At 57.8% G+C, this 365-nt stretch carries 1 protein-coding gene; it reads right to left on the bottom strand.

What is annotated here, in order from left to right; genetic code table 11:
• A partial coding sequence (locus AC1DP9_RS27805) for a contractile injection system protein, VgrG/Pvc8 family (RefSeq protein WP_477109083.1) occupies positions 1-365 on the bottom strand: 365 nt, incomplete at both ends.

Below are 365 nucleotides of genomic sequence, written 5' to 3'. Positions count from 1 at the left end.
TCGCCTTCATAGACCACCTGGGAAGCCATCGCCGCCTCATGCCGAAGCTGGGCTTCCCATTTGGCGCCTTCGAAATCCAGGTGATGGGTGCCGAAGACATACGGCTGGCCGTAGGTGGTCTTGTCTTTGCGCGCAACATTGGCTTCGCCCTTCAAGGGCTCCCACGCCAGATCGGGGTTGTAGTCCGCCACAAGAAACGATGCGGGGACGGTTTTCGCAATAGTACGAAGGCCGATGACCGCTTCGACACCAGCCTCCAATCCCGCCGTCTCGCGATACGGCACCCGCAATTCAGGCTTGTAAAGGTAATGGTCAATGTCATCGCCAAACACCACCATCTCGCCGAACTTGCCGGGAAGGAAATA

The organism is Cupriavidus sp. 01L43 (assembly GCF_056399925.1).
Note: the sequence above shows the minus strand (reverse complement) of the source record. Positions and strands in the feature narration are given on the sequence as shown.